General features: G+C 71.0%; 24 protein-coding genes and 1 pseudogene. 10 read left to right on the top strand and 15 right to left on the bottom strand.

Annotated features, from left to right (window positions below; all coding sequences use genetic code 11):
* Nucleotides 1–41: 41 nt before the first annotated feature.
* A complete protein-coding gene (locus tag HKK74_RS28655; protein ID WP_187246488.1) occupies nucleotides 42–671 on the bottom strand; it encodes a glycosyltransferase family protein in 630 nt (209 codons plus the stop codon).
* A complete protein-coding gene (locus HKK74_RS28650; protein ID WP_312881872.1) occupies nucleotides 668–1,216 on the bottom strand; it encodes a M48 metallopeptidase family protein in 549 nt (182 codons plus the stop codon). The genes HKK74_RS28655 and HKK74_RS28650 overlap by 4 nt, the downstream gene beginning before the upstream one ends.
* Before the next feature lie 480 nt (nucleotides 1,217–1,696).
* Here HKK74_RS28650 and HKK74_RS28645 point away from each other — a divergent pair, with 480 nt between their 5' ends.
* Nucleotides 1,697–3,061 (top strand): ABC1 kinase family protein, encoded by a 1,365-nt coding sequence (locus HKK74_RS28645; protein ID WP_187246486.1) that lies wholly within the window; start codon nucleotides 1,697–1,699, stop codon nucleotides 3,059–3,061.
* A 976-nt stretch (nucleotides 3,062–4,037) separates the two neighbouring features.
* Here the strand turns inward: HKK74_RS28645 and HKK74_RS28640 are convergent.
* The 4 genes from HKK74_RS28640 to HKK74_RS28625 all read right to left on the bottom strand — a co-directional run bounded on the left by HKK74_RS28640 (nucleotide 4,038) and on the right by HKK74_RS28625 (nucleotide 8,224).
* A complete protein-coding gene (locus tag HKK74_RS28640) occupies nucleotides 4,038–4,349 on the bottom strand; it encodes a hypothetical protein (RefSeq protein ID WP_187246485.1) in 312 nt (103 codons plus the stop codon).
* Entirely contained in the window at nucleotides 4,346–4,618 is a 273-nt protein-coding gene (locus HKK74_RS28635) for a WhiB family transcriptional regulator (protein ID WP_187246484.1), read from the bottom strand. The genes HKK74_RS28640 and HKK74_RS28635 overlap by 4 nt, the downstream gene beginning before the upstream one ends.
* 616 nt (nucleotides 4,619–5,234) lie before the next feature.
* The gene (gene tesB, locus HKK74_RS28630; RefSeq protein WP_187246483.1) at nucleotides 5,235–6,104 is read right to left on the bottom strand and encodes an acyl-CoA thioesterase II; all 870 of its coding nucleotides are present in this window, start codon (nucleotides 6,102–6,104) and stop codon (nucleotides 5,235–5,237) included.
* A 5-nt stretch (nucleotides 6,105–6,109) separates the two neighbouring features.
* Complete coding sequence (locus HKK74_RS28625) at nucleotides 6,110–8,224, bottom strand: ATP-dependent DNA helicase UvrD2 (RefSeq protein WP_281398067.1); 2,115 nt, start codon at nucleotides 8,222–8,224, stop codon at nucleotides 6,110–6,112.
* Nucleotides 8,225–8,463: 239 nt separating this feature from the next.
* Between HKK74_RS28625 and HKK74_RS28620 the strand changes: the two genes are divergently transcribed.
* The gene (locus tag HKK74_RS28620) at nucleotides 8,464–8,724 is read left to right on the top strand and encodes a mycoredoxin (protein WP_281398066.1); all 261 of its coding nucleotides are present in this window, start codon (nucleotides 8,464–8,466) and stop codon (nucleotides 8,722–8,724) included.
* 323 nt (nucleotides 8,725–9,047) lie between these two features.
* Here the strand turns inward: HKK74_RS28620 and nudC are convergent, their stop codons facing one another.
* Nucleotides 9,048–9,905 (bottom strand): NAD(+) diphosphatase, encoded by an 858-nt coding sequence (gene nudC / locus HKK74_RS28615; RefSeq protein WP_187246530.1) that lies wholly within the window; start codon nucleotides 9,903–9,905, stop codon nucleotides 9,048–9,050.
* Between the two features lie 102 nt (nucleotides 9,906–10,007).
* Here nudC and HKK74_RS28610 point away from each other — a divergent pair, with 102 nt between their 5' ends.
* Complete coding sequence (locus HKK74_RS28610; RefSeq protein ID WP_187246481.1) at nucleotides 10,008–10,292, top strand: DUF4031 domain-containing protein; 285 nt, start codon at nucleotides 10,008–10,010, stop codon at nucleotides 10,290–10,292.
* A 119-nt stretch (nucleotides 10,293–10,411) separates the two neighbouring features.
* Here the strand turns inward: HKK74_RS28610 and HKK74_RS28605 are convergent, their stop codons facing one another.
* Nucleotides 10,412–11,836, bottom strand: coding sequence for an FG-GAP-like repeat-containing protein (locus tag HKK74_RS28605; protein WP_187246480.1), 1,425 nt, complete (start codon nucleotides 11,834–11,836; stop codon nucleotides 10,412–10,414).
* 208 nt (nucleotides 11,837–12,044) lie between these two features.
* Nucleotides 12,045–12,653 (bottom strand): HD domain-containing protein, encoded by a 609-nt coding sequence (locus HKK74_RS28600; protein ID WP_187246479.1) that lies wholly within the window; start codon nucleotides 12,651–12,653, stop codon nucleotides 12,045–12,047.
* A 122-nt stretch (nucleotides 12,654–12,775) separates the two neighbouring features.
* On the opposite strand from HKK74_RS28600, the gene HKK74_RS28595 reads away from it, so the two are divergent.
* The 4 genes from HKK74_RS28595 to HKK74_RS28580 are packed head-to-tail and all read left to right on the top strand — an operon-like array spanning nucleotide 12,776 to nucleotide 18,313.
* Nucleotides 12,776–13,939: an ATP-grasp domain-containing protein gene (locus HKK74_RS28595; protein ID WP_187246478.1), complete on the top strand. Its 1,164-nt coding sequence runs from the start codon at nucleotides 12,776–12,778 to the stop codon at nucleotides 13,937–13,939.
* Nucleotides 13,936–15,534, top strand: coding sequence for an IucA/IucC family protein (locus tag HKK74_RS28590; protein ID WP_187246477.1), 1,599 nt, complete (start codon nucleotides 13,936–13,938; stop codon nucleotides 15,532–15,534). The genes HKK74_RS28595 and HKK74_RS28590 overlap by 4 nt, the downstream gene beginning before the upstream one ends.
* Nucleotides 15,525–17,180 (top strand): IucA/IucC family protein, encoded by a 1,656-nt coding sequence (locus HKK74_RS28585; protein WP_187246476.1) that lies wholly within the window; start codon nucleotides 15,525–15,527, stop codon nucleotides 17,178–17,180. The genes HKK74_RS28590 and HKK74_RS28585 overlap by 10 nt, the downstream gene beginning before the upstream one ends.
* Complete coding sequence (locus HKK74_RS28580) at nucleotides 17,180–18,313, top strand: type III PLP-dependent enzyme domain-containing protein (RefSeq protein ID WP_187246475.1); 1,134 nt, start codon at nucleotides 17,180–17,182, stop codon at nucleotides 18,311–18,313. Before HKK74_RS28585 ends, HKK74_RS28580 begins: the two co-directional genes overlap by 1 nt.
* A 145-nt stretch (nucleotides 18,314–18,458) precedes the next feature.
* On the opposite strand, the gene HKK74_RS28575 is transcribed toward HKK74_RS28580, so the two are convergent.
* On the bottom strand, nucleotides 18,459–19,187 hold the full coding sequence (locus HKK74_RS28575; RefSeq protein WP_187246474.1) for a recombinase family protein: 729 nt from the start codon (nucleotides 19,185–19,187) through the stop codon (nucleotides 18,459–18,461).
* A 150-nt stretch (nucleotides 19,188–19,337) separates the two neighbouring features.
* Between HKK74_RS28575 and HKK74_RS28570 the strand changes: the two genes are divergently transcribed.
* Both HKK74_RS28570 and HKK74_RS42140 read left to right on the top strand, forming a co-directional pair.
* Entirely contained in the window at nucleotides 19,338–19,745 is a 408-nt protein-coding gene (locus tag HKK74_RS28570; protein ID WP_187246473.1) for a VOC family protein, read from the top strand.
* A gap of 199 nt (nucleotides 19,746–19,944) precedes the next feature.
* Nucleotides 19,945–20,553: pseudogene (locus HKK74_RS42140) on the top strand (IS5 family transposase).
* A 9-nt stretch (nucleotides 20,554–20,562) separates the two neighbouring features.
* Here the strand turns inward: HKK74_RS42140 and HKK74_RS28560 are convergent.
* Nucleotides 20,563–20,970: a DUF3224 domain-containing protein gene (locus HKK74_RS28560; protein ID WP_187246472.1), complete on the bottom strand. Its 408-nt coding sequence runs from the start codon at nucleotides 20,968–20,970 to the stop codon at nucleotides 20,563–20,565.
* A gap of 239 nt (nucleotides 20,971–21,209) precedes the next feature.
* Between HKK74_RS28560 and HKK74_RS28555 the strand changes: the two genes are divergently transcribed.
* On the top strand, nucleotides 21,210–21,599 hold the full coding sequence (locus tag HKK74_RS28555; RefSeq protein ID WP_187246471.1) for a hypothetical protein: 390 nt from the start codon (nucleotides 21,210–21,212) through the stop codon (nucleotides 21,597–21,599).
* On the opposite strand, the gene HKK74_RS42135 is transcribed toward HKK74_RS28555, so the two are convergent.
* From HKK74_RS42135 to HKK74_RS28540, 4 genes are all read right to left on the bottom strand, one after another.
* Nucleotides 21,505–21,720, bottom strand: coding sequence for a DUF7665 family protein (locus HKK74_RS42135; protein WP_425544358.1), 216 nt, complete (start codon nucleotides 21,718–21,720; stop codon nucleotides 21,505–21,507). The two genes, HKK74_RS28555 and HKK74_RS42135, sit on opposite strands and share 95 nt — an antisense overlap.
* Nucleotides 21,721–22,178: 458 nt before the next feature.
* Entirely contained in the window at nucleotides 22,179–22,550 is a 372-nt protein-coding gene (locus HKK74_RS28550; RefSeq protein ID WP_187246470.1) for a DUF222 domain-containing protein, read from the bottom strand.
* Nucleotides 22,551–22,632: 82 nt separating this feature from the next.
* Entirely contained in the window at nucleotides 22,633–23,520 is an 888-nt protein-coding gene (locus HKK74_RS28545) for a class I SAM-dependent methyltransferase (RefSeq protein ID WP_246492078.1), read from the bottom strand.
* Nucleotides 23,521–23,556: 36 nt separating this feature from the next.
* Nucleotides 23,557–26,931 (bottom strand): ATP-dependent helicase, encoded by a 3,375-nt coding sequence (locus HKK74_RS28540; RefSeq protein ID WP_187246469.1) that lies wholly within the window; start codon nucleotides 26,929–26,931, stop codon nucleotides 23,557–23,559.
* Nucleotides 26,932–26,935: the final 4 nt, after the last annotated feature.

Raw genomic sequence — 26,935 nt, 5'->3', positions numbered from 1 at the left:
CCCAGATCACCTGGCGACTCGCCTGACGGCGGGTGACGAGCTCAGCCGTACAGCGGACGCCCGCCGAGCAGGGCCCGGGTGTTCTCCCAGCCCTCCAGCCCCGGGTCGAGCAGGCCCAGGTCGGCGGGCGTACGGAGCCGGTGCCAGCCGGGACCCGTCGGCACGAGCCCGGGGCGTGGAGCCGCGGCACGCAGCAGCGCCAGGGCATCGGGGGTGTCCAGATCCACGGTCTCGAGCGCGGCCGACAGCCAGTCCGGCAGCGGCAGCCGCGCGGCCAGCGCCACCAGCCCGCCGCCCTCGGCCGGGGTCGCGGACGCGGGAGCCCCACCGAGGGCACGCAGCAGCTTGCCGATGAGCAGCGGCGGCAGGTCCGGGGCGTCCGGTGCCACGAGCACGGCCTCCTGGGCGCCCAGAGCGTGGAGAGCGCCGAAGGCGGGGCCCAGCGCCGCCTCCCGTACGATCGCGGTGCCCGGCCACGTGACCGCCTCGGCGTCGCGGTCACCGGAGGGCGCGACGACCAGCGCGGGCGTCACCAGTTCCAGCCCGGCGACCACCTCGTAGGTGTCCTCCAGAAGGGCGAGCCGGAACTCCTCGCCGTCCACCCCCGGTGGTGCCGCGTGGGCGGCCCGGGTCGCCGGCACCGCCAGGACCGCCACATGCCGACCGGTCAACCCGCGGCCTCGTGCGCCATCTCGTCCTCGTCCTCGTCTTCCATCTCGGGAAGGTGGGCGGCGGCGACGACGCCCTCGAGGTAGCCGCGGGCCCGCTCGGACTTGGGGTAGCGCGACACGAGTTCCCAGAACTCCGGCCCGTGCCCGGGCACGAGCAGGTGCGCCAGTTCGTGCACGATCACATAGTCGACCACCCATGAGGGCATGCCGCGCAGCCGTGTCGACAACCGGATCGTGCCGTCGTCGGGTGTGCACGACCCCCACCTGCTGCGCTGGTTCTCGACCCAGCGCACGCTGACCGGTTCAGCGTCACCGCCCAGATAGCGGCGGGAGAGCTCGCGGGCACGGTCGTGCAGCACGGTGTCGCTCGGGCGGCGGCGGCGCTCACGTTCGGCGAGCCGCTGGAGGATGGTCGCGACCCATTGCTCTTCCTCGGCCGCGCTCAGCCGGGAGGGCACCATCACGATGGTCTTGTCGCCATCACGGTAGGCGGACACGGTTCGCCGCCGTCGGGCGCTGCGGCGGACCTCGACGTTGGGGGGCACGATACAGAACCGTACCGAAAATTTTGCATTCTCCACAGGGGGTGGGCCACGTTTTACCAGGTCAGCAGCGACCAAATTGCTCATCCCCAGCGGTTTCCACAGGGTCGGCGGGCGGTTTCCACAGTGACCCGCCGTGCCGTCCCCACGGAGTCCACACCACCGTCCACAGAGGTGCGTTGACGCCTCGTCCGGCCCCGCTTACCTTCTGTGTCTCAACAGGCGCCGAGAGAACGCTCACCTCCGGCCCACCGGACCCGGAGGCCCCGAGCCGCTCGGTCACCCGCTTGACAGGGGAAGGAAAGCGGAGGGCCGAGCGGCCGGGACCTTCGCTCGCGGGCCTGCCCAGCCCCTGGCCGCCGCCGTGAGCAAGGACACGCTTACTCCATCCTCGCAGGTAGGCGCCTCGCCGCGGAGATCAGGTAAAATGTCCGTCAAAGACCGTTGTGGCGAGAATCATCCGCATGACTGACAATGGGGCCCGTGAGCGATCTCCCCCGCCGCGCGGTGACGCGGACAGCGAAGCTGGCGTCCCTGCCCATCGGATTCGCCGGGCGCACCGCCCTCGGGGTCGGGAAGCGCACCCTCGGCAGGCCGGCCGAACTCGTCGCCGTGGAGATCCAGCAGCGGACGGCCGATCAGCTGTTCAAGGTGCTGGGCGAGCTCAAGGGCGGCGCCATGAAGGTCGGCCAGATGCTGTCGATCTTCGAGGCGGCCCTGCCGGCCGAGATCGCCGGACCCTACCGCGCCACCCTGACCAGACTGCAGGAGGCGGCGCCGCCACTGCCGGCCAGAACCGTCCACAAGGTTCTCGAGGAGGGCCTCGGAGCCGGCTGGAGAGATCGCTTCATCGAGTTCGACGACACGCCGGCCGCGGCGGCCTCGATCGGCCAGGTGCACAAGGCGGTGTGGGAGGACGGCCGCACCGTCGCGGTCAAGGTGCAGTATCCCGGCGCCGGCAAGGCCCTCATCGCCGACTTCAACCAGCTCGCGCGGCTGAGCCGGCTGTTCGCCGTGCTGATGCCCGGCCTCGACATCAAGTCGATCCTCGCGGAGCTGAAAGAACGGGTCGCCGAGGAGCTGGACTACACGATCGAAGCTGCGTCGCAGTCGGCCTTCCAGGAGGCCTACGACGGCGATCCGGACTTCTTCGTCCCGGCGGTGGTGGCGCAGTCCGGCCACGTGCTCGTCACCGAGTGGATGGACGGCGGCACTCCGCTGTCCAAGATCATTAGTGCGGGCACGCAGGAGCAGCGTGATCGAGCCGGCCTGCTGTACTGCCGCTTCCTGTTCTCCGGCCCCGCGCGCTGCGGGCTGCTGCACGCCGACCCGCATCCCGGCAACTTCCGGCTGCTCGACGACGGCCGCCTCGGCGTGCTCGACTTCGGCGCGGTCGACCGGCTGCCGGGAGGGTTCCACCGCCGGATCGGGCGGCTGATGCGGATCGGCACCATGCTCGACCTCGACCTGATCGAGCAGGCGCTGCGCGAAGACGACTTCATCCGGGACGGCGTCGAGATCGATCCCGAGGCGCTGCACGCCTTCATCGCCCCGGTGGCCGAGCCGCTGATCGAGGAGACGTTCAAATTCAGCCGCGAATGGCTGCGACAGGAGGCGGCCAGGGTCACCGATCTGCGACCCACCAACGTCGTCCGCCAGCTCAACCTGCCGCCGTCGTACGTGCTCATCCACCGTGTCGTCACGGCGGGCACCGGCGTGCTGTGCCAGCTCGAGGCCGAGGGCCCGTTCCGCGGCGAGGCCCTCGCGTGGGTCCCGGGCTTCGCCGACGAACCCGCCGGAGCCGATGACGACGCGGTGTTCGCGGGCGAGGACGCCGACTCCGCTTGAGGACGGCCGCCCAGGCCGTGATCCCCCCGCCCGGCGGTCTGCGGTAATGCGCTGATAACTGCCCAGAATTCCGGATCACGATGGCGTCACACGGTAAAGCACGAACAAAAACCTCCGGCCGTTCGAATCAGTCGAATTGAATCGGGAAGATCACCGAGCGAGAGAACAAAGGTCGGTCATCGCGTTCCGGAGTCCAATTCATGAGAGCCTCGACATCCTCGATCTGCGCCGTGATCGGTCTCACCTTCGCCGGCACGGGTTCTCTGGCCGCGTTCACCGCCGACCGGGCCCAGGCGATGACCAGGGCCGCCGCTCAGGTCGGATCAAGCGACCCGGCACGTGTGCGTGTCCCTCGACCCCCACGCGGCAGGGAATACGTAGCGCGAAGGGAGGTTCGCCGAACGAGCACCAAGAAGCTCGATTCCGGGTCGGTACTGGCCGATTCCCGCAATACCAACCACCGAATCGAACGGCGCAGGGTGATAGTCGTCCCGAAGCCCACAGATCGGAGAACCGCCCCTTCCGGCCGAACCCGGCCACCTGGCAGCCGCCGTACGGCATCGGAAGCCTCGCGATCATCGTCGGAAGCCGCACCGAAACGATCATCTTCGGTGACGAGACAGGCTTCGCGAGAATCCCGATCAGGCGCGTCACCACGCTGAAGTACTGATCGTTCACCGGGGCCGACTCCACTGCGGCGGTCTCGCTCCCGCTCATCTCCATCGAGGCCGATCCGCACCTGGGCACGGTGAACCGCACGAGCCTCGACCACGTGCCCGGCGCCTCGGTCAGGGCGGGCGCGACCGGTCGCCGCAGCCCGCATCCTCACAGCCGAACGGGACCCCTGGACCGGGTGCGGGAGGCGTCCCGCCAGGCCCAGGGGTCCCGTTCGACGTGCCCACCCGGGAGTCCAGCCACCGCCAAACCATCCAAGAAGAGCGGGGCCGGCCTCACTACCGCGTTCCGCGCGGTGCCCCTACCGGGTGAACAGGATGCGACGCACCCGAAGCGCCCTCGCCTGGGCGTCCCGACGCGCGCGCCGCATGGCGCGCACCTGTGCGATCGCACTCAGCCTCTCGATCTGCCGGTCGTGCTCACGTATTCGCTCGCGGGACAGTTCTACGCTGAGCAAACTCACCTTGCGCTCCTTGCTGAAGTTGACGCGGCGGAGCGCCTGGTCGGCGCCCGGCTCGATGATCTGGACCGGCGGCCGCGCGGACGGCGCGCGGCCACCGGCCCGATGTGCTCCCGTGACCGGCGATCCGGCCACTCCGACAGAAGTCGTCACGCGGCGACCTCCGCGTTCTTCCGCGGGCGCCCACGCGGGCGCTTGCGCGCGACGATCACGCCACGGACGAACAGCTCGCCGCCCCAGACACCCCACGGCTCCTGGCGCTCGAGAGCGCCGGCGAGGCAGGCCCGCTGGATCGGGCAGTCAAGGCACTGGGCCTTGGCCAGCTCGACGTCCGCCGGCGCCTCCGCGAAGAAGAGCTCCGGGTCGGTACGGCACGGAAGCGCCAGGTCCTCGACGCTCGTGTTGAGCGCGGTCCCGTGCATCGCTGTGTCACCCCATTTTCTGCGTCGTATCTCAACGGGTTCGTCGGTTGGCCCCTGTGGATGAGGGCCCGGACAAAACAAGAAGGCCGCGGATCCGGTGTCTGGATCCGCGGCCTGGGGGCAATTGCCGGTGTCTAAACCGGTTGCCTCCAGGGGTACGGACCCGACACGCCACCTTCGGTGGCGCCCACGTGGGCCGTCGTAGCGACTGGGCTGGCGGCGGAGATGACACTCCGCCCCTGCTTGACCTGGAAACGCTGCTCGTCGCGCAGTCGCGAGCCGAGATTCTCGAGTCGCGACGGGATGACGTGACGCACGTCTTTCAGCGCGTCGGCGTCTATCCGCATGAACACGGGTGACTGAGCATAGGAACCCGGGCATGCGACAGTCACGGACCAGGTCATGTCGCTGGACATCAAGATCCTCACCGGACTGCCACCACCTCTCTGGTTCCTCGGGTTCGGTGCACCGGGCACCGAACCGTTTGAGTGCTCGCGTAGAGCGTACGGGGCGACCCCGAAATCAATCAAGGTATTTTTGACCTGCGATGATGTGACTTCTTGGCGACTTTTACGGGAACCGGCGGGGGTTCCCCGTCGGCCGGCGCCGGGGCCGGTCACTGATCCGGTTCGGTGACCCGGATCAGTCCCTCCTGCATCACCGAGACGACGAGTTCGCCCTCCTCGGTGAACACCTGACCTCGGGCCAGCCCGCGCGCGCCGCCGGCGGCGGGGGTGTCCTGGGCGTACAGCAGCCACTGGTCGGCGCGGAACGGCCGGTGGAACCACATGGCGTGGTCCAGGCTCGCCCCCATGGTCCGCTTGTCGCCCCAGGCCAGGCCGTGGTTGAGCAACACCGTGTCGAGGAGCGTCATGTCCGAGGCGTACGTCATCAGGCACACGTGCAGCAGCGGATCGTCGGGCAGGTCGCCGTCGACCCTCAGCCAGACCTTGGACTCGGGCGTCTTCAGGCCGGGGTCCTTGGCCGCCTCCCAGGTCAGCGGGGTGGCGTGCCGGACGTCGAACGGCCGCCGCCGTACGAACTCCTCAGCGAACCGATCGCCGAACAGGGCCGCGAGACGCTCATGGGAGGTCGGCAGGGTCTCGGGATCGGGCCCCTGCGGCATCGGCGCGAGGTGCGCGGGACCGTCCTCGACGATCTGGAAGGACGCCGACAGCGTGAAGATCACTTTGCCGTGCTGGATCGCCGACACCCGGCGGGTGGTGAAGGACCGGCCGTCGCGGACGCGGTCGACGGTGTAGACGATCGGGACGCTCGGGTCGCCGGGCCGGATGAAGTACGCGTGGAGGGAGTGCACGGGGCGGTTGACGGGCACCGTACGGCCCGCGGCGACCAGCGCCTGCCCGGCCACCTGCCCGCCGAACACCCGCTGCTGCCGGTCCTGGGGGCTGCGGCCGCGGAAGATGTCGTTCTCGATCTGCTCGAGGTCCAGCAAGTCGAGCAGTTCCGTCAAAGATTCCTTCACGGCGGTCAGTCAAGCAGGTCGGTCGTTGTGGCCGGGGTCTCACCCCGGCACAGCGCCAGCACCGAGGCGCCGTAGCGCTCCAGCTTGGCGCGGCCGACACCCGAGATGACCGCGAGCTCGGCCTCGGTCGCCGGCCTGCGCTCGGCGATCGCCTGCAGGGTCACGTCGGTGAACACGACGTAGGAGGGCACCTTCTGTTCCTTGGCGGCCGCCACCCGCCACGCCTTCAGGTCCGCGAACAAGGCCTCGTCGAGGTCCGCGGGGCAGCCCTGGCAGCGGCCCAGCTTGCGTTCGAGGGCGGCGGTCAGCGGCCGGCCGCACACCCGGCACGGCTGCGGTCCCTTCGCCGACCTCTTTCGGTCGGTCGCCGGCATGCGGGCGGGTGTCGACGTCGACGTCTGCGGGGCGATCCCATCGAGGAACCGCGAGCAACGCCGTACCTTGCGCCCGCCCGGCGCGCGGGCCAGCGACCACGACAGCGCGAGGTGCTCGCGGGCCCGGGTCACCCCGACGTAGAGGAGCCTGCGCTCCTCCTCGATCTGCTCGGGCGTCTCGGCGTAGATGATCGGCAACGTGCCGTCGCTCAGCCCGACGAGGAACAGCGCGTCCCACTCCAGGCCCTTGGCGGCGTGCAGCGAGGCCAGCGTCACGCCTTCGAGCGGCGGCGCGTGCTGCGCAGCGGCCCGTTCCTCGAGCTCGGCGACGAACTCCACGAGACCGGCCGCCGCGTCGGCGGCCGCCATGTCCTCGGCGAGCTGCGCGAGGGCGGCCAGCGACTCCCACTTCTCCCGAGCCGCGCCGGTGCCCTCGGGCGCCTTGTCGGTGAAGCCGATGCCCGACAGCACGTGCCGTACGGTCGCGATCAGGCCCATGCCGTCGGTCTCGGCGTCGCCGCCGGACCGCGTGGCACCGCGCAGCCGTACGACCGCCTCGCGCACCGCGGGCCGTTCGAAGAAGCGCTCGGCACCGCGCAGCACGTAGGGGACGCCGGCGTCGGCGAACGCCTGCTCGTAGATCTGCGACTGCGCGTTGATCCGGAACAGCACGGCGACCTCGCGCGCCGGCACGCCGTTCTCGATCAGTTTGGTGACCTTGCGGGCGACGTCCTCGGCCTCGGCGACCTCGTCGTCGTACTCGGCGAAGGTCGGCTCGGGCCCGTCGTCCCGCTGCGCGATGAGCTCCACCCCCGGCACCTGCCCGCGCGAGCCGGTGCCGCGCCGCGCGAGCACGTCGTTGGCCAGCTTCACCACCTGCGGGGTGGAGCGGTAGTCGCGGACGAGCCGGACCACCTGCGCCGTTGGGTGGTCCCTGGTGAACCCGAGCAGGTACGAGGGGGTCGCGCCGGTGAAGGAGTAGATCGTCTGGCTCGGGTCGCCGACGACGCACAGGTCGTCGCGGTCGCCCAGCCAGGTGTCGAGCAGCAGCTTCTGCAGCGGGTTGACGTCCTGGTATTCGTCGACGACGAAGTAGCGATACTGCTCGCGCACCTGGTTGGCGACGTCGCGGTGCTCGGTGAGGACCGCGGCGGTGAGCTCGAGCATCCCCTCGAAGTCGAGGAGGTTGCGCTCGCGGCGGAGGCTCTCGTACATGACGTAGATCCGGGCGACGTCGACGGCGTCCACGGGCGGCTTGCGGCCCGCCTTGGCGGCCGCGGCGGCGTAGTCCTCGGGCCTGGTCTGGGTGACCTTGGCCCACTCCACCTCGCCGGCGACGTCGCGCAGCTCGGTACGGCCGAAGGAGAGCCGGCAGGCCCGGGCGGCGTCGGCGATGAGCCCGATCTTGGATTCAATGATCTTGGGTGGCTCGCCGCCGATAACCTTGGGCCAGAAGTAGGTGAGCTGCCGGAGGGCGGCGGCGTGGAACGTGCGGGCCTGCACGCCCGGCGCGCCGAGCTGCCTCAGCCGGCCTCTGAGCTCACCGGCGGCCCGCGTGGTGAACGTCACCGCGAGCACGCGCTGCGGGGACACGATGCCGGTGAGGGTCGCGTAGGCGATCCGGTGGGTGATGGCCCGCGTCTTGCCGGTGCCGGCGCCGGCGAGCACGCAGACCGGCCCGCGCACGGCCTCGGCGACCGCGCGCTGCTCCGGATCGAGACCCTCCAGGACCGCGTCGGCTTCCAATCGCCCTCCACTCGTCGCGCGCCGGGTTTCCCGCTGGACCATCCTCCCACCGGTCGCCGCGCGAACCGGCCCCGTCGCCGGGTGAACCCTCGTGCCATTGTCGCGGGAGGGACGGCGCCGCCGCTCGCGGAGGGACACCCGAAGGGACGACACGCGGAAGGACGATCGGTGGAATGCAGGCCCGCCCCGGGGCGTTGTGCCATTGCAACCTTTGATCAACCTGAGGGGACGACCGACCGATGGCGATGCCGACGCCCGACCAGCTGACGATGTACACGACGTCATGGTGCGGATTCTGCCGCCGACTCAAGAGCCAACTGGCTCGCGAGGGCATCGAGATGGTCGAGGTCGACATCGAGAAAGACCCCGAGGCGGCCGAGTTCGTCATGAAGGTCAATGGCGGCAACCAGACCGTGCCGACCGTGGTCTTCCCCGACGGGACGGCCCTGACGAACCCGTCCGCCAAGCAGGTCAAGAGCCGTCTCGCCGCTCTCGCCTGACCCGGGCGCCCACGACCCGGGTACATCCGGACACGGCGGCGCAGATTGCGCACGACCGTGAGGTCGCGTCTCGGGCGCCGTGATCTCGCAGCCGGACGACACCTCGGTGACCCTTCTCTCAGCCGTGATCATGCACTTATGCGCGGCCGGCCGATCCCGAGCCGGAACACGACAGCGGACCCTCTGCCGTGATCATGCAGTTGTTCGCGGTACGGCGCCCCGCCACAGAGGGGTACGGCGCCCCGCCACAGAGGGAAGACGCGAACAACTGCATGATCACGACTGGTGACGGCGGCGTGGGGCCAGAAGGGGTTCTGAGGTGGTCAGAAGGGTTCTGAGGTGGGGAGCTCGGAGCCGTACCACCGGGTGATCAGCCGGCTGGCGATCGAGAGCGGGCCCGGCGACACGATCTTCTTGGTCTCGATCGCGATCCGTAGCTCGTCGCGGCTGTACCACGCCGCGTCCTCGATCTCCTCGGCGTCGGGTCGCAGCCGCTGGCCGTCTCGCGCGTGGGCGAAGAACCCGATCATCAGGCTCTGTGGCAACGGCCACGGCTGGCTGCCGAGGTAGCGGATGTCCTCGATGGTCAGCCCGACCTCCTCGTGCACCTCGCGGGCGACCGCCTGTTCCAGCGACTCCCCCGGCTCGACGAACCCGGCCAGGATCGAGCGGCGGTCGGCCGGCCAGTTCGGCCCGCGGGCGAGCAGGATCCGGTCGTCGGAGTCGTACACCAGCATGATGACCGCGGGGTCCACGCGCGGGAAGTGGTCCGAGCCGTCGGCCGGGCAGGTCCTGGTGTGCCCGGCCGAGGTGAGCTCCGTCGGGGTACCGCAACGCGGGCAGTGCGTGTGCGTCGTGTGCCAGTTCTGCATCGCCACGGCATGCGTCATCAGCCCCGAGTCACGGTCGCCGAGCAGCGCGCCGACCCTCCTCAGCCCGGCGGGCTCGGCGGCCTCGACCGCGGGGAGGGCGCCCGAGACGGCGAAGTAGGCGATCTCGTCGTCGTCCACGCCGAGCAGGTAGCGCTCACCCTCGGGCGCCCGGTCCGGCGGCAGGAACACCAGGCGGGGCGTGGGCTCGTGCGACACGAGCACCCTCCCGCCCTCGACGACGACCACGCGCGTCCGTGGATCGCTCCAGAGAGAGGCGACCCAGTCGTCGTCCCGGCGCCGGGCCGACATCCGGTCGAGGGTGCCCCGGGCCAGCGCCAGCCATCCGAGGGGCGACTCCGTCACTCAGCACCACCTACGTTCGCATGCGAATACCCATGGCACTCTAGTCCGGTGACGATCCTCATCGACCGGCCGCTCTGGCCCGCGCGCGGACGTGTGTGGTCCCACATGGTCAGCGACTCCTCGTACGAGGAACTGCACGTCTTCGCAGGCCGGCTCGGGATGCCGCCACGGGCGTTCGAACGCGACCACTACGACGTGCCCGCCGACCTCTACGACACCGCGATCGAACTCGGCGCCCAGCCGGTCGGCTGCCAGGAGCTGCTGACCCGCCTGACCGGAGCCGGTCTGCGCCGCCGCAAATCCCCACGCCCCGCCCCCGGCGCGCGTTCGTGAGGGAATCTCGTGGCATCCGCCACTCCGCCATCGGTGTCCTGGTGTCAGCCTGAGCCGACATCCCGCGATGTCGGTTCAGGCTGACACCGCTCTAGGCCGACGCCCAGGACATCGCCGGTTCAGTTGTGCAACGACGCGCCGAACGAGCCGGCCCTGCCGGGCCCGCCGACCCCCGCCGGGGTGAGGACGCCGGCGCCGCTCGTGCCGATGGTCCCGCCGGCTCCCTTGAGCAGCACGACACTGCCGTCCCAGGCGTTCTCACCGGCCACCCCGATGACGAGATCCGGCCGGTTGTCGTGATTCGGGTCGTTGAAGGCCACCGCTCGGCCGAAGCGGTCGCCTGCCTCGTTGTTGCCGGGCACGCCAGAGGTGTTCTGGGTGAACACCTTGGCACCGCTGCCGAGCGTCCAGGTCGAGCTGCCGCGCAGCAGCACGACCATGCCGGTGCTCTTGTCCTCGCCCTGCACGCCGACGGCGATCTCCGCCCGTCCGTCGCCGTTCAGGTCCTTGGCCGCCACCGAGTATCCGAAGCCGTCGCCTTCCTCGCTCGCGCCGGGCACGCCAGAGGTGTTCTGGTGGACGGTGTAGTACTTGCTGAAGTTCAGGCCCTTCGCGGTACCCGGGCGGATGGACACCGCACCGCCCTTGACCCCACTGCTGTACGGCCGGCCCGAGATGAGGTCGCCGTAGCCGTCGCCGTTGACATCGGCGATCGCCTGGCCGATCTCGCCGGGGATGTACACCATGTCGCCGCTCTGCTCGCGCAGATCGTCGGCGGAGCCGAGGAAGAAGGTCAGCAGGTTGTGGTCACCGTTCAGGATCTGCCAGGCGACGTCGGTGTATCCGTCCTTGTTGACGTCGCCGGCCGCGACCGTCGACGTCATGACCGGCGCGGCGGCGAGCGTCCGCTGCCGGGTCTGGCGGGCCTGGCGTTCCTGCGGAGCGCGCGCCGCACCCTGCGGCGAGCCGTAGAAGACGGTGAACAGGTTGCCGCCGGCGATGGCGAAGTCTGCGTATCCGTCGTGGTTGAAGTCGCCGGCGGCCAGAGACCTTCCGATGAGGGTGTCGCTCGAGTCGGCTTCGACCGACCACGCGGGCCCACCCGTGAGTCCGGACGGGCCACCCCGCAGGAACGTCACGGTGCCGGGATCGCGTGCCGCGCCCAGATCCTCACCCGGCGAGCCGATGAGGAGATCGGCGAACCCGTCGCCGTCGTAGTCACCGGCGGCGGTGGAGTAGCCGAACTGGTCTCCCGTCTCGGCCGCGCCCTGGATGCCGGCGGAGTCCTGATGGAAGATCTGCCGCGTGGCCCTGTTCAGGCCACTGGATGACCCGTACACCACCGCGACGTACCCGGCGGACTTCTTGCCGCTGACCGTCGCGGTCGGCGCACCGATGACCTGGTCGCTGTACCCGTCGCCGTTGAAGTCGCTGGAGACGCCGAGCGGTGCGGCGAAGGCCGCCGGCGGAGGGACCGCGATGAGCGCGGCGGCGCTCAAGGCCGTGGCCGATCCGGCCATGGTGATACGACGCTTCAGACGCATGGAGTCCTCTCGTCCACTAACAGATCAAAGTGGCGAGAACTCTAGTGCTCGCAATAAGGGCAAAATAGAGCCTTTATGCTGAATGCGCATGTTGGCCGAAAGTGGCTACCGTGCCAACGGATCCCCGTTGCCGAGCGTCAGGTGCGATCGACCGCGACGGCAACCGGGATCCGCGTACGCGAGAATCCATGAACTCTGGGGCCATGGATCAGCTGCGCAGCAGCATGAGTTCGGTCTCGATGTTGTGCCTGGCCCTCTGTTCGAGGCGCGCCCGCGCGGGCCGGGTGCGGAACAGCTCCGGCAGGTTCAGGAGGCCGCGCAGCACATCGGCACGGCCCTGCCGGAAGTGCTCCTCGGGCACGAAGGCGTACTCCTCCCGTACGGCGGCGGCATAGGCGGCGTACCGCTCGGGGTGCGCGGCCAGGATCGCCAGGTCGGCGTCGCAGAGGACCTCACCGTTGGTGTCGCCCTCGGCGGGAGCGTGCGTCGTGGTCAGCCGTACGAGCCGGGCGACCTCGGCTGTCACACCCGGACCGAGATCTGTGTCGGCCAGCATGCGCTCGGCCAGCCAGGCGCTGCGTTCTTCGTTGTCGTGCCGGTGCGGGTCGTACACGGCGTCGTGGAACCATGCCGCCAGCCGTACGGCGTCGGGGTCGCGGGCATGGTCGGCCAGTTCGTCGACCCAGTCGAGCACGTCGGCGAGGTGCTCACGGGTGTGATAGCGCCGGTGCGGCTCGCCATAGCGGGCGGTCATGTCCACGCCGATGCGACGCGCGCCTGGTCCGGCCAGCTCGACCCATCGGTCCACAAGGTCCATGCCCTCCATCTTCGCCGACTTCCGCGACACGCGATTTCTCGTGGTTGAGCCCGGTCCACCCGGCCCAGCCACTATGGTTCTCCTTGTTTAGGTAAGCCTTACCTCACTAGAAAGGCTGGGTCGTGGCCGACCGGCTGTATCTCGTCGCCGGCAAGGTGACCGATTCGGTGACGCAGGGCTTCCTGCCGGCGGCCGCCCGTCTGGGCCTCGCGGTCACGGTGCTCACCGACCGGCCGGCCGACCACGTGCGGGCCTGCGCCGCGACCGGCGCATCCGCCCCTCAGGAGGTGGTCGCCTGCGAGGTCACCGACTTCCGGGCGATCATCGAGCGGATCCGGCGTGCGCCCGCCGCGGTGTTCTCCAACAGCGACCATCTGCAGGCGCCCGCCGCCCTCGCCGCGGCCTACTTCGGCCTGCCCGGCAAGGACTGGCGGGCCGCCACGCGCGCCAAGAACAAGGCGCTGATGCGGGACCATCTCGCCGAGCTCGACCCGGTGTTCACCGCTCCCGCGGACGAGGTGCCCGACGACGCCCCCTACCCGCTCGTGCTCAAGCCGCGCGAGGGCGTGGCCAGCGAGGACGTCGTGCTCGTCGCCGACCGGGCCGAACTGGCGGCACGGCGCCGCGAAATCACCCGCCCGGAGCCGCTCATCGTGGAGGAGTACCTGCCCGGCCACCTCCACACCCTGGAGACCCTGGGCGACGGTCATACGACCCGGGTGCTCGGGTCGTTCCGCACCATCCTGTCCCCGCCTCCGTACTTCGCCGAGCAGCGGCTGGAGTGGGCACCGCCGCCGGACGGCACCGATCGGGTCCTGGCGCTGCTCTCGGCGCTCGGCGTCGGATTCGGCGCGTGTCACACCGAGTTCGTGGTGTCCGGGGGACGGGCCCGGCTGATCGAGGTGAACTACCGCATCATCGGGGACCACTGCGACTTCCTGCTCGCCGACCTGCTGGGCGTTCCGGTCTTCGAGCACGTCCTGCGCGTCCATCTCGGCGAGCGACTGGGTGACCACCGCGGCGCGGGCGGCGGGCACGCGCTGGTCGACTACGTGTTCGCTGAGCGCTCGGGAACGCTCGGCGCCGTCCCCGGCGCGGTGGAGCACGCCGAGGACGGCGTGCGGCTCAGCTACCGGCCGCTCCGCCGGCCCGGCGAGGTCATCACACTGACCCATACCAACCGGGACTACCTGGGCACGATCCGGGCGATCGGCCCGGACCGCGAACGGGTCGAGGCGTGCGTCGCGCGGTTCCGCTCCGCCCACACCTGGGAGCTGCACGGATGACCGTCCCCGAGGCGGCCGGCGAGACGACCGAGTGCCGGCTCGCCGCACGCGTGCTCGGCTCGCTGCTGCTGGAGGACTACGGGGGCGTTCGCCGCCACATCACCGGCGGCACGCTCAGGCTGCCGGGCGGCCCGGCCGTGCCGTTGCGCCGAGGCGGGTTCCTGGCCGAGGCGACCGTCGCACCGGACGCGGCGCTGCGGCTCGACGACGTGCTGGCCGCCGCGAGCCGGCTCGCCGACCCTCGCGACGACATGGCCGCCTTCACCGAAGAATGCCGCCAGGCCCTCGCCACGGCGCGACTGCACGACCGCGAGCACGCCGCCGTGCTCGCCCGGCTGGCGCGCGTCGACCCCCGGGGGTCGGGCACCTACTACGAAGCGCTCGCCGCGTTCACCGACCACCCCGTCTATCCGACCGCCCGCTGCCGCACCGGCCTCACCGAGGCGGACCTGCGGCGTCACGCACCCGAGTTCCACCCGACGTTCGCGCTGCACTGGGCCGCGGTGCCCCGCCACCGGGTCGTCGCGTCGGGTGAGCGGCCCGCCTGGTGGCCCGATCCGGCCGACGTGGGCCTGCCCTCCCGCCCGGACACCGATCTGCTCCCCCTGCACCCGCTGACCCCACTCCCCTGCCGCGATCTCGCGGTCGTGCGCGCCCCGGATCCGTACCTCGAGGTCACGCCGACGCTGTCGATGCGGACCGTCGCCGTCGACGCGGGGACGCATCTGAAGCTGCCGCTGCCGACCAGCACGCTCGGCCTGCGCAACCGCCGCACGATAGTGCCCGGCACCCTCGCCGACGGGGCGCTCATGCAGCGGATCCTGCGCGCCGTGGGCGAGCGCGAGCCCGATGCGCCCGTGCTGCTCGCCGACGAGCAGACCTATGGGCACGCGGGTGATCCGCTGCTCGGTTACCTCGTCCGGCGGCTGCCGGAACAGACCCGCGGCGCGCACGTCGTGCCGGTCGCGGCGCTGCTGGCGAAAGCCCCCGGCGGCGGGCACGTCATCGAGCGCTGGCCCGTGCCTGAGCTCTTCGACGGCTACCTGCGCGCGCTCTTCGGCTGGAACGTCACCCTGTTCGCCCGGTACGGCATCGCGCTCGAGGCCCATCAGCAGAACGTCTCGCTGGTCATCGGCGACGACGCGCGGCGACCGTCGCTGTTGCTCAAGGACAACGACGGGGCGCTTGTCGATCCCGGCACGCTGGCCGCCGCCCTCGGCGCAGGGCCGTACGACTTCGCCGACGCGCGGATGACCACCAGCGACCCCGAGGCGCTTGCCCGCGTCTTCGTCACGATCACCCTGCACCTGTGCGCGGGCGCGGTGGCGTTCGGCCTGGCCGAGCGCGGGCTGCTGCCGCTCGGCACCGGCCTGGCGATGCTCAGGGAACGGCTCGGCGAGGCACTCGACCGGCACGACCCGGCCGGGCCCGCCGGCCTCCTACGCAGCCGAACCCTCCATGCCGACCGGCTGCCGACCAAGGCGATGGTCACCGCCGGGACGCTGGTCGACAAGGCCCGCACCGGCGCCCGTGACGTCAACAAGCACTACGGACCCCCCGCACCCAACTACCTCCGAGGCGACACGTGCTCCTGACCCGCCCTGTTCTCAACGCCGACGACGCCACGGGCATCGCGCTGCTCAACTGCCTGGTGCGCGAGGTGTGCGTGCCCGAGCACCAGGCGCGCCGGACCGGCCGGCATCTGGTCCTGCGGCTGCCACGGGTGGGCGTCGTGCTCCGGGCCCGGCTGCGCAGGGCGCCGTACGGTCCCTCCTATCCGCTCGCGGCGCCGATCGAGGAACAGCGCGGCGCCGAGTGGCTCGCGGTCGGCTGGCGGCGGCTGGCCGATCTGACCGCCGGGGAACTCGAGCTCGCGACCGGGCGGGCCAACCCCGAGTTCACCGAGCAGGTCATCGCCGGCCACACCGCGATGGCGGCGCTCATCGAGGCGCGCGGACCCGTGCGGGAATCCGAGGTGGATCGGTTCATCGAGTCCGAGCAGGCGCTCGTGGCCGGCCACCGCTTCCATCCGGCACCGAAGGCCCGGCAGGGCACCCCCGCCGAGTGGCTTCCGTACGCACCCGAGGCCCGCGCCCGCTTCCGGCTCCGGTGGCTCGCGGTGCGCGCCGACCTGGTCGCCGAGGAGGGCGATCCGGCGCCGCTGGAGCTGCTCGGGCCGCCCGCGCCGCCCGGATACCGGACCCTGCCGGTGCACCCATGGCAGTTCTCCCTGCTGGCCGAGCGGCCCGTCCTGCGGGCGGCGCTCGCCGGCGGAGGCGTGCTCGACCTCGGCGCCACGGGTCCCGAGGCCGTCCCGACCTCGTCGGTGCGCACCGCCTACCTGCCGGCCGCCGATCTGTTCTGCAAGTTCAGCCTCGACGTGCGCATCACGAACTGCGTCCGCAAGAACGCGTGGTACGAGCTGACCGGCGCCGTCGCGCTCAGCCGGATGCTGCGGCCGGTGTTCGCCGAACTGGCCGGGGCCTTCGACGGATGCGCGCTGCTCGCCGAGCCGGCCTACCGCACCGTCACGCTCGCCGACCGTCGGCTGCACGAGGGCCTCGGCGTCATCGTCCGCTCCGGGGTACGGAGCCACGCGGGCTCCCCTCTGCTCGCCGCCGCCCTCGCCGATCCGTACGGTTGCAGCCCGGCCTCCCTCACCCGGCTGCTCGCGGGCACCCCGATCGAGGACGCGCTGGCCTGGTGGGACGCCTACGTGCGGCTGGTCGTGCCACCGGTACTGCACGCCTTTCTGGCGTACGGCGTCGTGCTCGAACCTCATCTGCAGAACGTGCTCGTCGCGGTCGACGCCACCGACCGGCCCGTCCAGGCGATCTTCCGGGATCTCGAGGGCACCAAGCTGGTGGCCGGGCACGACGGGCGGTGGGAGCTGTCCGACCTGCCTCCGCGCGTACGCGAATCGCTGACCTACGAGGCCGGGCAGGGCTGGAACCGGGTGGTCTACTGCCTGTTCGTCAATCATCTGGCCGAGCTGGCGGCGACGATCGCCGACGTGCATCCCGGTGCCGAGCCCGAACTGTGGCGGCTGGCCCACCGCCGCGTCGAGCGCTACGCGAGCGAGCACGCGCAGAGCATCCGGCCCGAAGGGGCCGCGCGGCTGCGCGCGTTGCTGGCCGGGGTCCCGCTGCCAGGCAAGGCGAACCTGCGGAACCGATGGGAGCGCGCCGCCGACCGCCACGCCGGCTACGTCGCGGTGCCGAGCCCGTTCGGAGCGCGGTGATGCTGGAACCGCCGCCCCGGGTGCGCGCCTGCGCGCTGGAACTGGAACGGTTCCCCGCGTACGTGTACGACCTCGCCGGGCTGGGCGAACACGCCGCCGCGATCCGTACCGCGCTGCCCAACGTGGAGATCTTCTACGCGGCCAAGGCCAACCCGGACCCGCCGATCCTCGCGGCCCTCGAGCCATACGTCGACGGGATCGAGGTGTCGTCCGGTGGCGAGCTGGCCCACGTGGCGCGCGCGCTGCCCGGCGCGCGGCTGGCCTTCGGCGGCCCCGGCAAGACCGACGAGGAGCTCGAGCTCGCCCTGCGCACCGGCGTCCACCGCATCCACGTCGAGAGCCCGCGGGAGCTGGAGCGGCTGGCCGCGATCGCCCGGCGGCTGGGGCACGAACCCGGCGTGCTGCTGCGCGCCAATCTCGACGTCACGGTGGCCGGGGCGGCGCTCACGATGGACGGCCCGTTCGGCATGGACGACGCCGCCATCGCCCGGTGCCTGGAGCTACTGCCCCGGATGCCGTGGGTCAGGCCGTACGGCGTGCACGCGCACCTGGCGTCCGGGCTGGCCGCGCCGGTCATGCTGGAACTGGCCGGCCGGATCGTGCGCTGGGCCGATCGCATGGACGCCGCCGAGGTGAACCTGGGCGGCGGGATGGCGGTCGACTACCGCGCTCCCGGCGAGCGCTTCGACTGGGCGGCGTACGGGGCCGGGTTGGCCCGGCTGGCGGCGGACGGCCGGGCGCTGCGCGTGGAGCCGGGCCGGGCGGTCGCCGCCTATCACGGCTGGTACGTCACCGACGTGCTGGAGGTGAAGCACACCCGGGATGCGGCGTTCGCGGTGCTGCGCGGCGGTACCCACCATCTGCGCACCCCCGCCGCCAAGGGTCACGACCAGCCGTTCGCCGTCCTGCCGCGCTGGGGCGCGGCCGAGCCGGACGGCGGCCCGCCCGGGACGGCGACACTGGTCGGGCAGCTGTGCACGCCGAAGGACGTGTTCGCCCGCGCCGTGCCGGTCGGCCGCCTGCGCGAGGGCGACCTCGTGGCGTTCGGGATGGCCGGCGCGTACGCCTGGAACATCTCGCACCACGGCTTCCTGATGCACCCCGAGCCGGCGTTCCACTACCTGACCGGGTGACCCTCAGAAGTGACAACTGCCCTGCTGCCAGTCCGCTAGCCGAGGTCGTACGGCGGTGGGCATGCGCGGAAAGCTGTCAGCGGCTGGGGTCGTTATCGTCAGCGTTGTCGTCAGCCGAAGGGCGCCACGTGTGGCCTCCAGGTTCTTAAGGTGCCCGTACGACCCCGTGAGGGCGCGGCGGTGCCGGACCCCCTAAGAGGTCTCGCACCGCCACGCTCTCCTGCCTCCGGCGCCGCGCGCCTGCCTGGACTGCTGGACGTGGATGTCGTATTCGCGCAACCGGTGCCGAGCCTGCCAGGGCTGGCGGAGCGCCGGGCGCCAGCTCGGTCGGTGCGCCCGGCGCCAACGCGACGGCCTGGCCCTGCACACGGGTTACTGCCGCGGATGCAGCTGGCACCTGAGCACCAACGGACCCGAGGCCGCGGACGAGCCGTTCACACAGCTGTGGCTGGGCGAACCACTTCCGCCCGCGCCACGCGTGCGAAAGTATCCCTTGGGCGGACCGGCCGCCGCACTCTGCCCGGATGAAGTTCGACAGGGGCCCGGACAGGACGCGCAGGGCGACGCCGCGCGCGGTGCACCAGTCGCGCACGGAGTGGATGTCGACGAGGTCACGGCACAGGCGGAACAGCTTCGACACTGTCAGCACGTCACCCGGGTGCGCGGCCGCAGCCACCTTCGCGAACGCGGGCCGCTCCAGCGCGGGGATCTTCGAGGTGGTCGCCGGGTCCTCGAACAGCAGCACCCCCTCGGCCGGGCGGAACCCTTCGGCGACGCCCTCGACCCGGACCAGGAGGCCGGCCTCGGTGAGGATGTGCCGCTGCCGCAGCAGCGACTGGGTCGCGGTGGACACGCGCGAGTAGAGGATCCGCACCGAAGGCTCCTCGAGGAAGTGGCGGAGCCCCTTCTACCTGTCGGGAAATCCTGTCGTCAATCCGAGCGCGGGACGGGCGCCTTGGACCGGACGACTGGATGCTGCGCTGCGCAATATTGGCTACCTCTTACCCTGTGGCAAGATCGCCTGATGCTAAAATTCACAGATTTCATCATTGACTGCCCGGACCCGATGAAGCTGGCGGCCTTCTACGCCGCGGTGACAGGCCGCCCCATCAAGAACAGCCACGACAAGGACAACTGGGCCGGCATCGCCTTCGGCGAGATCGAGCTGGCCTTCCAGCGGGTGGACGGCTACCGCGCCCCGCGCTGGCCCGACGACGAACACCCCAAGCAGTTCCACCTCGACTTCGAAGTGGACGAGATCGAACCCGAACAGCGCCGCGTCGTCGAACTTGGCGCGACACTGCAGAAGGACTTCATCGGACCCGAGGGCTACGGCTGGCGGGTCTACACCGACCCGGTCGGGCATCCCTTCTGTCTGTGCCGCAACAAAGGGGTCACGTGGACCGACAAAGGGGTGGTGTTTCCCTACTAAAGAGCTTGTGGCCGACTCGCCGCCCACCTCGCCGAGACCCGATCAGCGGGTGCGGCGCTGATCGTCTGGTCCTGCACCGAGGCCGGCTTGGACCTGCCGGTGCCCCCTCTCCCCTGACCAGGTCATCCAGGGGCTCGGCTCCCTAGAGCCTCTCCGACGGATCTTGTGACCGTCATGGGCGCCGGGTCGTTGGCATGTCATGGGGCGGGGAGATCTGTCGAACGCGGAGTGGGTCCGGCTGAAGCCACACCTGCCGAAGTCCGGTATGCGTGGCGGCCGTTGGGCCGGCCGCCGCAGGATCATCAACGGGATCCTGTACCGGCAGCGCACCGGGGCGCCATGGCGGGATCTGCCTGCGCGTTTCGGTCCGTGGAAGACCGTGTACGAGCGACATCGACGCTGGTCGGCGGACGGCACGTGGGACAAGATCTTCGCCGCAGTCCTGGCCGCCGCCGACGCGGAAGGCCGGATCGACTGGTCGATGGTGAGCGTCGATTCAACCTCCTGCCGGGCCCACCAGCACGCCGCCGGGGCTCGCAGGAGAGCGCTGCGGGCCTGCGACGACGTCAGATCAGGCACACCATTCCCGAGCCGAAGAACCAGCGGGCCAACCGGCAAGCCCGTGGGAGCAAGGGCGGTCGGCCCGTCGGCTTCGACAAGACGATCTACAAGCGCAGGAACGAAGTTGAACGGACGATCAACGCCATCAAGAACTTCCGGGCCGTGGCGACGAGGCTCGATAAAGCGCGCCTACGTCTTCCACGGCACCGTCACTGTCGTCGCGATCCGGCTTTGGCTCCGTTCGTGACGCGCCGAACTAGCGGCCGAGCTCATAGTCGAACCAGATCCGGTGGGTGCCGTCCGGGTCGACTGCGATGCCGCCAGTTCCAGTGATACCAGCCAACGTGCCCGTCCCACTGGCCGGCACGATGATGAAGAACTCGCTCTCCCTCCCTTCGCCCAGGGTCGTCGCGGAGTGCGCAAAGTTGAAGGCGCCCGCCTGCCCATGGAGTGTTCCTTCGAAGGACTCCATCGCGACATACGTCCCCGTCCCGCTGGGCTGGTCGAACGCCGAGGTGAACAATGTGGTGGACCGCCCGACGACCTCGCCTTCGTACTGCTTCTCCATCGTGGCGACGCCGACGGACAACGCTGTCTCGATCGCGGGGCTGGGCACCGGCGCCGGGGTGAAGTCGGCAACTTTGAATGTTCCTGAAGCTCGCATCCCCGGATGCCGCACCACCGACAACGCCGCCGAGTAGTACGACCATGATCCGTCGGACAGGCCCTAGCATCTCTCGCTCCCAAAAAGCCCAGGTGGCGGCAGGCCCCTTGGGACCCCACGAACCGCAATCGTGATCACTACCCAGCTACTTTGGGGCTGGGGACACCTTCGGGAGCGGAGCGCCGACTCGCCCTGCTGCCCGGCACCCTGTCATCCAGCTCGACGGGGTACGCCAGCGCATGGACGCAGGCCTACGGCACGCACTGCCCGGCGTGGAGACAGAACGCTGGACCGACCCCGCTGCGGAGATGGCCATGTACACCTCGCAGGTGCTGACGATGGCCGGCGACCCGGAAGCGTGGGAGGCACAAGATCGGGCGCTTGCCGCCTACCCGGCCGACGACCCGATGGACCGGCCGCTGATCCTCCTCGACCGGGCCCGGCACCTTGCGCAACACGGTGAGGCGGAAGAAGCCTCGAGGACCGCCGCAGGCGCCATCACGGCGCTGTCGGCCGACTTGCGAGTGCCGTTGCTCATGGCTCAGGTGAGCGGAGTCGCCGCCAAGATCGAGACGCTGTCCCCCGCATCCGCGGATGAGCTACGCGACCGATTGGGTTCCAGAGGCTGACGGTAGGTGCGTCCTGTGGGTATCCGGTCAACTCGAACCTCAGGTGGAATTCGTGCGGGGAGTCGGGGCGGTGCGCTGCCGCGACGGCGATGGTGGCGTGCGGCCAGTTGAGGCTGACCACACGCCACCGGCCACGGTCGACCCCGCCTTAAACGTGACCCCCGTCGAGGTGCGTGCGGCACACGCGTTCGTCCGACGACGAGGTTCCGAAAGTCAGATGGATCCGTTGCTTGGCGGCGGACAGGCTGGGGATCCGGTCGATCGGCGGGCAAGGCGATTTGACCTCGATCTCGCTGTAGCTGATCGCGGCTTCGCACAGGTAAGCGGCGGAGCCTCCAGATGAGCGCTGGGGATCTGGTCCCTGGCCTGAGGCTCTGTGTTGCCGGAGCGGGTGACGGGAATCGGACCCGCGCTCTTAGGTTGGCAAGTCACTCCCAGCGCTCGTCGCTCACCTGCCATGCGGCTGACCTGCGCCGACGCGATGACATCGCCGTGAGTGTCCGTACATGCCCCTGATTGCTCGCTCTAACGGGCACGCAACGGGCAAGGCCAGAACGGACGGGGGCTAACCGCCGCTTTTCAGGCGGCCGTTCCCGCCCGCTTGGCGGCCAGGCAGATCCGGGCCAGGTCGTTGAGCGCGTCTGCCCACCGCTCGTCGAGCGTGCGGGTGTCGCCCGGGCCCTTGGCCGCCGCCAGCGTGTCGAGCACCAGCCGGAACACCGGCCAGTCGGCCGCGTCGATCGACCCCTCGAAGTCGACTCCGCCCTCGGCGACCTCGTCGAAGTCGATGTTGCGGGCGAACGACGCGAAGGCAGCCTCGGCGGCGACCACACCGATGCGCATGGCGAGGACAGACGGGGGCGTGTTGGGCGCGGCCTCGGGGGACGGGCCGCCGGGGGACGGGCCGCCGGGGGACGGAGCCTCGGGGGATGGAGCCTTGATAGAACCCATGTTCGAAGTCTATGCAGCGACACCGACACCGTGTTCGAAGTTCGGCCGATCCGTCACGAGGCGATCCGTCACGAGGCGACGGTCACGAGGCGATGGCGGCGAGATAGGCCTGTGACTGGGTGAAGCACAGTTCGCCGTCGGCCAGCACCGGCCGCATCCCGGTCACGGCTCCGCCGTCGAGCTCGGCCCTGAGCTCCGCGCGGATCTGCTCGGCGGCGTCCTCGGCCGTGTGCGACTGCGCCATCCATGCGTCGACGGGCCGTACGACCTCGAACGCCGTGGAGCGCTTGACCTCCGCGCCGACCTCGGCCAGCAGCTCGGCGATCTGCTGGATGGTGAGCAGGGTCGCGTGCGAGGGGTCGCGGAGCCGTTCGTGCCGGTCGGGGTCGCCCGGAGCGTCCGTCCTGATCAGGTCGGCGATGATCAGGCTTGCGCCGGACCGGCTGACCCGTACCATCTCGCGCAGCGCGGCGAGCGGCTCCTCGAAGTGGTGCAGCGAGAAGCGGGTGATCACCAGGGTGAAGGAGCGATCGAGGAAGGGCAGTTCACCGGCATCGCCCCGCGCGAAGGTGACGTTCGTGATGGCCGCGCGGTCGGCCTCGCGCTTGCCCTGTTCGAGCATCGCGGGCGTGGCGTCGAGCGCGGTCACGTGGCGTACCCGCCGGCTCAGCGCGCGCGACACGAGACCGGTGCCGCACGCGACCTCGAGGCAGATGTCCTCGGTGTCGAGCTCCGGTTCGACGAACTTCACCAGCCCGGTCAAGCGACTGGTAAAGGTCTGGTTCAATTGCGGATCCGCGAACGTCTTCGCCTGCTTGGTGAACTCCCTGAGGATGTTCTCTTGGTGCGTCACCGTCACGTCCGCCTCCCGGCCCGGGCGCCGACCGACCCCGCCTCTCACGAGCGCGGCCAAGGCCGGGCGGCGACCGGCCGGGGTCTCCAGCACCTTCATCGTCGTTCCAGGGATCATCCCTGGAAAGGCAGCCGGTGGCCAGAGGCCGACAGGTCATTTAACGGGGATTGTGTCAAGGAGCACAGTCAGCCCCTCGAGGTCGAGCAGATCCGCGGGCCGTACAGTCACATTGGCGGCGACATAGTGGAAGGCGGCGCTGACCTGCTCGATGGGCACGTCGGCGAGCCGGGCCCACGCGATGCGATAGGCCGCGAGCTGCACGGACGCCGCTCGGGCCTCGTCGCCCGACGGCGGTGATCCGGTCTTCCAGTCGACCACCTCGTAGCCGTCGTCGGTGCGGAAGACCGCGTCCATCCGGCCCCGGATCAACCGGTCGCCGATCACCGTCTCGAACGCCACCTCGACGTCGAGCGGTTCGCGGGCCGCCCACACCGACTCCTCGAACCTGGCGCGCAACGTCGCGAACTCGCCGTCGTCGGCCGCCCCTTCGTCGGCGGCGCCCGGCAGGTCGTCGGGGTCGAGCAGCCGCTGCTGCCCCCACCGCGTCTCGAGCCAGCGGTGGAAGGCGGTGCCGCGCCGGGCGTACGGCGCGGGCCGGCGCGGCATGGGCCGGCGGATGTGCCGGGCCAGTGCCTCGGGGTCACGGGCGAGTGACACGAGCGAGCTCACCGACAGCTGAACGGGCAGCGCCACCTTCAGGCCGTCGCCGCCGCGCCCGCGGTCACGCTCGGCCAGCAGCAGTTCCACGTCGCGCGCCCAGGCCGACATGCGGCGGCGGTCGGGGGCCATGAGGCCCGCGTCGCCCGCCCACGTCGGGGTACGGCCGGTCATCGCCGCGTCGACCATGCCGGCGCCCTCGACGATCGCCGCGTGCCGGTCCCCGGCCGGCGGCCGAGGCCACGCGGCGGTATCGGGCTCGGCGAGCAGCGGGTTGACGGCCCCTTCCGCCGGCGGGTCCGTCCACACCGGCACCGATCCGGCGCCGGCGAGGCAGGTCTCCCTGATCTCCTCGAGGAAAGGTGAGGGCCCGAGTGGCCGGCTCGCCGCTCCCCACCAGTACCCGGTGGCGATGAGCAGGTAGGAGGCGCGGGTCACCGCCACGTAGGCGAGCCGGCGTTCCTCTCGCATGTCGCGTTCGGAGCACGCCTCGTCGAACGCCGCGAGGTCGTCCTTCTCCAGACCCGTCAGGTTCGGCAGGTCGGCCCGGTCGCCACGGAGCGGGAAGGGCAGCAACCGGGGGTTGTCGGTCCATTTGGTGCCGCTGCGCGGCGGCGACGGGAAGATCGATCCCTTGGCCGGGCCGCCGTTCTTCTGCGGGGTGTACGACAGGCCGGGAACGACGACCACCGGCCACTCGAGGCCCTTGGCCGCGTGCACCGTCAGCAACTTCACGCTGTTGGTCTCGCCGACCCGGCCCGCCTCGAGCCCGAACTCCTCGGCCTCGGCCGCCTGCAGGTAGGCGAGGAACGCTCCGAGCGTGGGGTCCTCGGCGTCACCGGCGAAGCGGGCGGCGGCGTCGATGAAGGCGTCGAGGTCCGCTCGCGCGGTCACCGGGTCGAGCCCGGACCGGGCCGCCACCTCGATGTCCAGTCCGAGTACCCGCTCGGCCTCGGTGACCAGGTCGGGCAGTGGCAGGCCGACCTGCCCGCGCAGGTTACGCAGCTCGTCGCGCAGCCGCCGCAGCCGCCGCAGGCCCTCCGGCGTGTAGTGCTCCGGGGGGCCGAGATCGTCGAGCGCGTCGACGAGGCTGCCGGTCTCCTCGCTCAGCTCGCTGACCAGTTGCCGCAGCGGATCGGTGTCGTCGGCGCGGTCCCGCGGCGCTTCGCCTTGGCTCTCGCCCTCCGGCGGCTCCTCGCGCGTGACGTCACGTGCCACCTCGCGCGCCAGCTCGCGGGCCCGCCGGCCGAGCGCCACCAGGTCACGAGGGCCGATGCGCCATCGGGGGCCGGTGAGCAGCCGCGCCAGGGAGGCGCCGGCCGTGGGGTCGTGCATCACCTTGAGCGTGGCGACGACGTCCTGTACCTCGGGCACGGTGAGCAGCCCGCCGAGCCCGACCACCTCGACCGGGATCCCCCTGGATTCGAGGGCCCGGCGGATGAGGGGGAACTGCGATCGCTTGCGTGCGAGCACGGCCACATCGGAGAACCGCAGCCCTTCGGTCCGCTCCTCGGCCCAGGGCTCCCCGTCTGGGGCCGTCTCCGGCGGCAGGGCCTGCAGGTGGGCGATGCGGGCGGCGACCCGTTCCGCCTCGTCCTCGGCGGTCGCCAGCAGCGCGCACTCGACCCGTCCGCGCTCACGGCGGGACGGCCCGGAGAGCAACCGGGGGACGACCTGGGCGTCCGCGCGCAGCTCCTCCTGTACCCGCGCCGCGACGTCGAGCACCCGGTCGCCGTTGCGGAAGCTGACCGACAGCCGCTCCACGGGCGCGGGCACCACCGTCTCGTCACCGGCCATCGGCGCCGGGCCACGGGCCACGGGCGCCTGGTCCCGGCGCAGCGGGAAGTCGCGGGCGAACCGCAGCAGGTTGCCCGCGCTGGCGCCGCGCCACCCGTAGATGGACTGGCACGGGTCGCCCACCGCCGTGACGGGATGCCCGGCGTTCCCGTGCACCGGTCCGAACAGCGACCGCAGGAGCACCAGCTGGGCGTGGCTCGTGTCCTGGTACTCGTCGAGCAACACGACGGCGTAGCGCGAGCGCTCGACCAGCCCGACCTCGGGATGCCGGTAGGCGATCCGGGCGGCCAGCGCCATCTGATCCCCGTAGTCGATCACCTCGCGCCGGCTCTTGGCCTGGGTGTACGCCTCGATGAGCGGCAGGAGCTGCTCGCGTACGGCGTGCCGCTCCACGATGGTCCGCTGCGGCTTCAGCGGCTTCTTCACCGCGGCCAGGCGCTCGTGCAGCCACTCGCCGACCTTGCGCACGTCGTCGCCGGTGCGCAGATGCTCCGACAGGTCGCCGGAGAGCTCCATGACGGCCTTGGTGACCGTGTCGGGCGCCCAGTCGATCCGGTCCATCGGGCCGCCGTAGGAGTCCACGACACGCGAGGCGATCTGCCAGGCCACCGCCGGGCTGATCAGCCGCATGGTCGGCTCGAGCGCCTCCCGCAGCGCGTGGTCGCCGAAGATCCGGGCCGCGTAGGAGTGGTAGGTCGACACGGTGGGCTCGCCGTCGAGCACCTCCGGCGAGACCAGGTCGTCGTGCTCGCGGAGCTGATCGAGCCGCCTGCGCACCCTCGCGGCCAGCTCGGCGGCGGCCTTCCTGGTGAATGTGAGCCCGAGGACCCGCTCGGGCCGTACGAGCCCGTTCGCGACCAGCCACACCACGCGGGAGGCCATCGTCTCGCTCTTGCCCGACCCGGCGCCGGCGACCACGGCCATCGGGGCCAGCGGCGACTGGACGACCGTGGCCTGTTCGACGGTCGGCTCGGGCAGCCCGAGCCGCTGCGCGAGTTCACGCGGCGAGATCAAGGAA

The sequence above is a fragment of the Actinomadura alba genome (assembly GCF_014323705.1).
Classification (GTDB): Bacteria; Actinomycetota; Actinomycetes; order Streptosporangiales; family Streptosporangiaceae; genus Actinomadura_C; species Actinomadura_C alba.
Note: the sequence above shows the minus strand (reverse complement) of the source record. Positions and strands in the feature narration are given on the sequence as shown.